The sequence below is a fragment of the Microcystis sp. M169S2 genome (assembly GCF_020245865.1).
Taxonomy (GTDB): Bacteria; Cyanobacteriota; Cyanobacteriia; order Cyanobacteriales; family Microcystaceae; genus Microcystis; species Microcystis ichthyoblabe_A.
Genome location: NZ_JADBUB010000080.1, coordinates 1 through 8,087, shown reverse-complemented (window position 1 = coordinate 8,087; position 8,087 = coordinate 1). Strand labels below are relative to the sequence as shown.

The 8,087-nt window shown below is 45.2% G+C and carries 6 protein-coding genes and 1 pseudogene; 2 read left to right on the top strand and 5 right to left on the bottom strand.

Going from position 1 to position 8,087, the window contains the following annotated elements:
* Positions 1 to 128: pseudogene (locus IM485_RS08360) on the top strand (IS630-like element ISMae27 family transposase); the annotation flags it as partial.
* Between the two features lie 170 nt (positions 129 to 298).
* Here the strand turns inward: IM485_RS08360 and IM485_RS08355 are convergent.
* From IM485_RS08355 to IM485_RS08335, 5 genes are all read right to left on the bottom strand, one after another.
* On the bottom strand, positions 299 to 772 hold the full coding sequence (locus IM485_RS08355) for a phosphate-starvation-inducible PsiE family protein (protein ID WP_066030004.1): 474 nt from the start codon (positions 770 to 772) through the stop codon (positions 299 to 301).
* Positions 773 to 1,095: 323 nt separating this feature from the next.
* On the bottom strand, positions 1,096 to 1,935 hold the full coding sequence (locus IM485_RS08350) for a nitrate ABC transporter ATP-binding protein (protein WP_104397448.1): 840 nt from the start codon (positions 1,933 to 1,935) through the stop codon (positions 1,096 to 1,098).
* A gap of 79 nt (positions 1,936 to 2,014) precedes the next feature.
* The gene (locus IM485_RS08345; RefSeq protein ID WP_104397447.1) at positions 2,015 to 4,033 is read right to left on the bottom strand and encodes an ABC transporter ATP-binding/substrate-binding protein; all 2,019 of its coding nucleotides are present in this window, start codon (positions 4,031 to 4,033) and stop codon (positions 2,015 to 2,017) included.
* 69 nt (positions 4,034 to 4,102) lie between these two features.
* Positions 4,103 to 4,933: a nitrate ABC transporter permease gene (gene ntrB / locus IM485_RS08340; protein WP_104397465.1), complete on the bottom strand. Its 831-nt coding sequence runs from the start codon at positions 4,931 to 4,933 to the stop codon at positions 4,103 to 4,105.
* 112 nt (positions 4,934 to 5,045) lie between these two features.
* Positions 5,046 to 6,404 carry a CmpA/NrtA family ABC transporter substrate-binding protein gene (locus tag IM485_RS08335; RefSeq protein WP_287742414.1) on the bottom strand — a complete coding sequence of 453 codons (1,359 nt, stop codon included), beginning with the start codon at positions 6,402 to 6,404 and terminating at the stop codon, positions 5,046 to 5,048.
* A 455-nt stretch (positions 6,405 to 6,859) separates the two neighbouring features.
* Here IM485_RS08335 and IM485_RS08330 point away from each other — a divergent pair, with 455 nt between their 5' ends.
* Entirely contained in the window at positions 6,860 to 7,942 is a 1,083-nt protein-coding gene (locus IM485_RS08330; protein WP_287742412.1) for a molecular chaperone DnaJ, read from the top strand.
* The last annotated feature ends 145 nt before the right edge of the window (positions 7,943 to 8,087 follow it).

Genomic DNA, 8,087 nt, shown 5'->3' with positions numbered 1-8,087 from the left:
ATTTTAACTCCCTTGATAACTTAAGAAGTAAACTTTACCATCTTTTAAATTCTCTATCCAATGACACGATCGGGTATTTGACGGGATGGTCTTGGATTTTAGAAGCTCTATGTCTGTCAGGAATTTAGAAAAATGGTATTAATACTAAATCCGTTGAGTAACGCACAGAAAACGGGTTTCTCGGAGAAACCCGTTTTCTACTCATGCAAAAGGCAATAGGCACTCTTGCAATAGATAATCAGTCTTTAATAATCCGAATTTGGTATGATTAATTCTGTCTGGGTAGTTAATCACTACTTCAAGAACGATTATCGCGATTAACTTTCCTGATTAACCAATAACTTGCCGCTAAAGCTAAGGTTCCCACAGTGAGGGCAATTAAATCATCTTTACTGTATTTATTGGGGTCGAAAATAATAATTTTTCGAGAGATGGCAATCAAAGCCGTAACTACGACTAATTCAACCTGTACGATGTGTTTTCTTAAGTAAGCAGTGACGTTTTCTAATAACTCTAAAGCGATCAAAATATTGAGAAATAATCCGAAGATTTCAATTAAAGTTTTACTAAAAAAACCGACGGGTTCCGTAGTAAATAAATCTTGGATTAAGATAACTACTAGATCATAAAGAGAAACAATAATAACAACAATTAAGGCTACGGATAAAACCTTAGAAACTATGTTTTCAATGAGATGAATCGACCTCATGAAATCTTCATCGCGCCATTGTTGACCGAAATTGATAAGTAGTTTCCGTATCTGTTTGAGCATGATCAATTAAGTAGGGTTTGCGGCAAAAAGTTTTTCGTGGGGGCAGGGTGTGGGGTGTGGGGTGTAGGGTTTTACCGATTTTCAGGTGGTCAACTACCTAATTTTCAGGGAAAAAGTACCTGAATTTTCCCCCCGATCACTCCAAGTGCTGGCACTTTTTGAGGGGAAAAAAGTCTAAAAGTCTTACCCAACAAGGTTTTTAGATTTATTCAGCAAACCCTACTTAGAAATAATTTTACTTGAAGAAGGCTTCCCTAAAAAAAAAATCTAGGTGCGATTGCTATTAAGTCAACCGCACCCCAAACTAATACAAATGCTCACATCTAGCTAACATCATCGTGAGCGAAACGATTATAGAGGAAGTCGAGGGCATAGTTACGCAGACGATAATATTCCGGATCCTCCATAATTCTCTCTCGATCGCGGGGACGGGGGAAATGAATATTCATCACTTCGCCGATTTTCGCTTCCGGTCCATTGGTCATCATTACCAGCTTATCAGCGAGGAAAAGGGCCTCATCGATATCGTGGGTAATCATCAACACCGTACAGCGTTTATCTTGCCAGATTTTCAGCAATTCTTCCTGTAATTCCTCTTTGGTAATCGCATCCAACGCACCGAAAGGTTCATCGAGAATCAACACTTCTGGACGGATAGAAAGGGCCCGGGCGATCGAAACCCGTTGTTTCATCCCCCCGGAGATTTGGGGAGGGGTTTTATCCATAGCTTCGGTTAAACCCACCATAGCTAAATGTTCCCGCACGATCGAGCGTTTTTGTGCCTCTGGAGCATTGGGAGACACCGCATCTACCGCGAGATAGACATTTTCAAAAACACTTAACCAAGGCAATAAAGCATAGTTTTGAAACACTACCATGCGATCGGGCCCGGGTTTAGTAATTTTCTTGCCGTTAACTTTAACAATGCCATCGGTGGGAGAAGAAAAACCCGACACCATATTTAATAGGGTCGATTTACCGCAACCGGAGTGACCGATCACACAGATAAATTCACCTTCATTGATGCTGAGATTAACATCCTTAAGGACGGTGTAGGGGCCTCTAGGAGTGGGATAAACCTTAGAAACTCCTTCAATGGTAACAAAAGCTTCTTTAATGGGGGCCTGGGTTGCTCGGTTAACTGTGTCAGTGGTGGTGTACATGATTAGTCTTTGGGGGAAATTAGATAATAGGAGCAATAACTAGGGATAATTGGCTAGTAATTATCCCCTTAGTCGATTTTTAGGCAATTTTGCGAGATTCACTGGCACCAGGACGAGCATCAATAGCCACTTCGGCCATGGTGACGTTTTGTTTGATCTCTAAACTATTGAGATAACCGATCGGATCCTCGGCATCAAACTCGATACCATCGAATAAAAGGATCGGTGTGCGACGATATTTAATATCCCCTAGACCCAATTCCCGGGCTGCGGTACTGAAGACACCCACCCGACAGACGCGTTCGAGAATTTCTACCCAGTTACGGGGGAAAGGAATGTGGCCCCAGCGTGCCATTTGGGTCATCATCCAGAGGTGTTCGGTACGACTGGGACGATTTACCCCATCTCCATAGAACAGATGGTGTGCATATTCTTTCATCGGTTGATCGAGACTGCACGCGTAGGAGTTGGGATCACCCAGTTGGATATAATCGATATTGGTACTAAGATACTGACGACTGGCGAGGATTTGACGAATTTCTTCCTGATTCCCTTCCTCGGCACAGTAGCGACAACCTTCCAGCAGTGCTTTAACTAAAGCGACGTGGGTATTAGGGTATTTATTGGCCCAATCTTCCCGAACTCCCAGGGCCTTACCTGGGTGGCCCTGCCAGATTTCTAAGTCGGTGGCGACGGTGTAACCGATACCTTCCATGGCGGACCTGAGATTCCAAGGTTCACCGACACAGTAACCGTCAATACTACCGGTTTTCAGGTCGGCTACCATTTGGGCTGGGGGAATAGTTTCGAGGTGAACGTCTTTATCGGGGTCAATTCCCGCTGCCGCTAACCAGTAACGTAGGAGCAAATTGTGCATGGAGGAGGGGTGAACAATGCCAAAAATATGGCGCTGCTCCTTCGATTCCAATAGCATCTGTCTTAAGGCGTTACCGTCAATCACTCCCTCGTCATAGAAGCGTTTAGCGAGGGTGACACCGTTACCGTTACGAGTCATAGTCAGGGCGCTGACAATCGGCAAAGGTTGCTCCTGATAACCACCGACGGTTAACCAGGTGGGCATTCCTGAAGGCATTTGCGCCCCGTCGAGGAATCCCCCTGCGATCCCGTCCACAACGCCTCGCCAACTGGTTTCCCGGACTAAATTCACCTCATCTAGACCATGTTTAGTAAAGAATCCCTTTTCTTTGGCCACTGCTAGGGGCGCGCAAGCGGTGAGGGGAACAAAACCGATTTCTAGATTGACTTTTTCTAAACCGTGACGGGCAATAACTTCGACTTTGCGGGCGCGCAGTTTTTTGATCCGTTTTTGTTGGTTGAGGAAATAGATAATTTCACTCCGGAGACTGTAGTAACTGGGGTGTTCCACCACTTCCATGCGTTTGCGGGGACGGGGGATATCCACTTCCAAAATACCGCCAATTTTTGAGCCGGGGCCGTTGGTGAGCATGACGATGCGATCGGATAATAGCACCGCTTCATCCACATCGTGCGTCACCATTACCGAGGTCATTTCGTATTCTTCGCACAGCTGCATTAACTGTTCCTGTAGATTACCTCTAGTCAGGGCATCTAACGCGCCAAAGGGTTCGTCTAAAAGGAGGACTTTCGGACGAATGGCTAGGGCGCGAGCGATCGCTACCCGTTGTTTCATCCCCCCCGATAATTCGTTGGGACGTTTATCCACTGCATGGCGAAGATTGACCAGATCGATATATTTTTCGACTTCGGCTTTTCTTTCTTCTTCTGACAGTTGGGTGAGAACTTGATCGACGGCCAGAGTAATATTTTCTTTGACAGTTAACCAGGGCAAAAGGGAATAGTTTTGGAAAACTACCATGCGATCTGGTCCCGGTTTTTTAATGCTTTGACCTTGCAAAGTCACCACTCCTTCCGTGGGCAAATCTAAACCAGCGATCATGTTTAAGAGGGTGGATTTTCCGCAACCAGAGTGACCGATGAGGGAGATAAATTCCCCTTTTTTTATCTGTAAGTCAATCCCTTTCAAGGCCACATATTCACCGCCACCACTGAGGGGGAATACTTTATCGATGTTATCGACAGCGACAAACAAACTCATAGTTTTTTCTCCTTAAATTTGCTCAAGTTTTAGTTATTTAGAAATGGGGAAAGTTTCCCCATTGATTCCCTATTGACGAACGATTTGAGTTTGCAACCAAGCCATAAAGCGATCGAGTAATAAACCCACACCCCCGATATAAAACAGAGCGAGAATAATATCGCTAATGTAGTTATTTTGGTAGGCATCCCAGATAAAGAAACCGATACCGACGATACCCGACATAACAATTTCCGCCGCAATAATCGCTAACCAAGCTAAACCGATCGCAATTCTCAAACCAGTGAATATGTAGGGAAGTGCCGAGGGAATTAATATCTTGAAGAAGAATTTTTTGCTGGACAATTGCAAGACTTGTTTAACGTTGATATAGTCTTGGGGAATTTGTTGGACACCGACGGTAGTATTAATCAAAATCGGCCAAACTGCGGTAATAAAGATAACGAATAAAGCAGCTGGTTGGTTTTGTTGTAAAGCGGCCAAAGATAGGGGAACCCAAGCAAGAGGAGGAACTGTTCTCAGGAATTGGAAAAGGGGATCGAGGGCCTTATTTAAGAAAGAATTTAAACCGACCATAATCCCAACTCCAATACCCACCACTGCAGCAAAAGAATAACCGATTAATACCCGTTGCAGACTGGCTAAAGTTTGCCAAAATAGTCCCTTATCAATGCCTCCACGATCAAAGAAAGGATACATTAAATAAGTACGGGTACGCTCATTGGTGATTAGGTCGGATGGGGGGGGTAATTTGATTAATCCCACCATCGAGACTAATTGCCAAACAATCAGAAAACCCAAGGTACCGATAATCGGGGGAAGAATGTCATGGGAATGCTTTTTCCAGAATTTACCGAAGTTGAAACCACCGTTACTTTTTCTGCTGACGCTACTTGCCATTTTGCCGTTTTCCTTTGTTGAAGATAAAGTTACTTGATTGGGGAGAGAAGAAAACATTTTTGGGATTGATAGACTAGATTTTTTATGCACCTAGCCTATCGGTAAAAGCTCGCTATTTTTTGATCTCCAAACTATCGAGATAAGCTTGGGGATTGGCAGGATCAAAAGTCTTGCCATCAAAGAATTTTTCGACACCGCGGGAGGTACTGGTGGGAATATCAGCTGCGGGAACTCCTAATTCTGTAGCTGCCGCTTTCCAAAGATCCTCGCGGTTAACCTTGTCGATTAATGTTGAGGCAGTGGTTAAAGTTTCTTTCGGCAAGAAACCCCAACGAACACTTTCGGTTAAAAACCAGAGATCATGACTCTTATAGGGATAGGAAACGCTACCGGCGGGATCTTTCCAGTAGAAAACCCCTTTATTTTTGTCGGTGATTTCCGGTTTACCGTCACCCATTTTCTGCATTCCTTTGAGGGGACCGGCGATAATTTCTTCTTTGAGGTTGAAATAAGCCGGTTTAGCGAGAATTGCCGCCGCTTCTGCCCGATTTGCCTCTTGATCGAGCCATTGCTGCGCTTCCATAATTCCTTTTAACACCGCTTTGGTGGCTTTCGGGTTTTTATCCACCCAATCGGCGCGGATAGCGAGGTATTCTTCCGGGTGATAGGGCCAGATTTCTGCGGTTAAAGCTGACATAAAACCGATCTGATCAGCCACAATGCGCGCCGGCCAAGGATCGCCGGTACTAAACGCATCCATGGTTCCCGTTTTCATGTTGGCCACGGTTTGGGCTGCGGGTACAGCAATTAGGTTAATATCCGTATCGGGGTTAATACCACCAGCCGCTAACCAATAACGAATCCAGAAGTCTTGATTAGCTTTCGGGAAAGTATAGGCGGCTTTGAAGGGAGTTCCCGTCGTTTTCATGCCGAGGATGTAATCTTTGGCCGGTTTCAGGTCTAAACCGATATTTTTGCCCTCGTGTTTACCTGCGATCGCAATTCCGTTACCCTGGGTGTTTAACTGCGCTAACACATACATGGGGACTTTAACGTTATTTTTGGTGATTAGTCCCTCGGAAATTAGGTAAGGCATGGGCATTTGCCACTGTCCCCCGTCAATTCCGCCCGCATCTGCCCCAATTTCGACGTTATCTCTAGCGGATCCCCAGTTTGCTTGTTTCGAGACTTCCACATCGGGCATCCCGTGTTTGGCAAAAAAGCCTTTTTCCTTGGCAATAATTAAGGGTGCGGCCTCAACGATAGGAATATAACCTAATTTAATTTTGGTGGTTTCAGGAGCTTGTTCCGGGGCGATGGCGACGGGAGAGGCAACCGGGGAAGCGGGCGCGGTGGTGCTGGTTCCACCCGTAGTGTCGGGGGGATTACCTACACAACCTTTGAGGACAACGGCCCCTGCCGCTGAAACTGCCGCTGTGGTTAAGAATTTCCGTCTCGAAAAATTTGACATAGAATCTCCTGCCTGCTGCTAAAGCAAGTATGTGTGCTGAATTATGGGTAAAGGAATCCCTCGCTAAACTTCCCTTCTAGCCCGTGCTATAGAAATTTAGCTATGGAATATTGAATCTCGATTGAACTTACTAAATAAGTCTAGCGGAATTTGGAAAAAATAATTAATCCGATCGAGAATTTGATTTACAAAAATTTAATTCGATTGATAAGAATTAATTAAGACCATTGATATATCTAGCTTCTAGCCACTTAAAAAGGTTTCCGCAGGAGCGCCGGCGCAGGGGAGTGGGGAATTATGAATTATGAATTATGAATTATGAAGTGGGGAGAGGGGAGAGGGGTGATGGGGAGCAGGGAGGTGGGGAGAAACAACAAAACGAGCCAAGGGTGAGTTTTAGGAATGCGGTTCCTTGCGGCTTGGTAGAATGGACAATATGCTTTCACCCCAAAGTAATGACCAGATCTAAAAAGCCGAAATCACCGAACTCCTCTGATTCGCCTACCTCTCCTTCCTTGGCTCTGTCTTCCCTACATTTTCGTCTCCAAGCTTTAGAGGAGGAGCATCAGTGGCTCCTTAAGCAGATTGGCAGAAAACGCAACGAACTGAAGAAATTCCTCGACCAGATGCGTTCCCTGGCGACGGAGATTTTCCAGAGAGGGCAACCCCTCTATCAAAAACTTACCGACCTCGACCGCGAAATACACGCCCTTTTTGACGAAATCCTCACTGCTAGAAAATTGGGGCAGCAGACAAAAAAAAGGATTCTCGGAATTTACGAGACACTTCAGTTAACGGGGGTGATTAGCCCGAAATTTGAGGATGGAGATGAAGAACTAGACGAACTTTTCGGAGACGAAGAGTCGGAAGGATCATCGGAGCAATCCGCGCAGGATTTCTTCTCTGGGGGAGACTCCTATAACCGTCACGATGATGGAACAGAGATATCACCTGAAAGCTCGCCTAAATCTCCTGAATCTAGACAAATACGCCGCACTTTCCTGAGAATGGCTGAGATTTTTCACCCCGACAAGGTTACAGACCCCGAAACTCGGATGCGTCACAACGAGATTATGAAGGAAGTCAACCGTGCCTATAAAGAGGGAGATATTGCCAGACTGCTGGAAATCGAACGACAGCATCAAATGGGGGACTCTTTCGCGGTTGAAGGCTCATCGGAAAGCGACCTCAAACGACAGTGCGAGAGGGTTGAAACCAATAACGAACTACTTAAAAAGCAATACGAGAACCTGAAAAGAGAACTGCGCTCGGTGCGAAATACCCCGGAAGGCGAGATGGTGAGGGCCAGTCGCGCTTGTGAGAAGGATGGCATCGACCCGATTGAGCAAATGCTAGAGGAGATGAAATTACAAGTTCAATCCACCGAAAAAATCTATAATTTTGTCCGTGACTTCCGCGATAAAAAGATAACGGTTAAAGAGTTTCTGCGCGGACCGGTCAGGATGGGCAGAAGCCCGGAAGAGATGGAAGACATTCTTGATCAACTTCTGGAGCAACTTCGCGGAATCAGCCGTTAAAGAGAGGGCTCTTCTAGGTTCTGTGTGAGCATGGTATAATAGTAACACAGAACAGGAGGTGGGTTATGTGGATAAATTTTGATCAACTCCTCGATTTACCAAATGTAACAGTGGTCAATTATCAAAAAATTGATGAGACAATTTT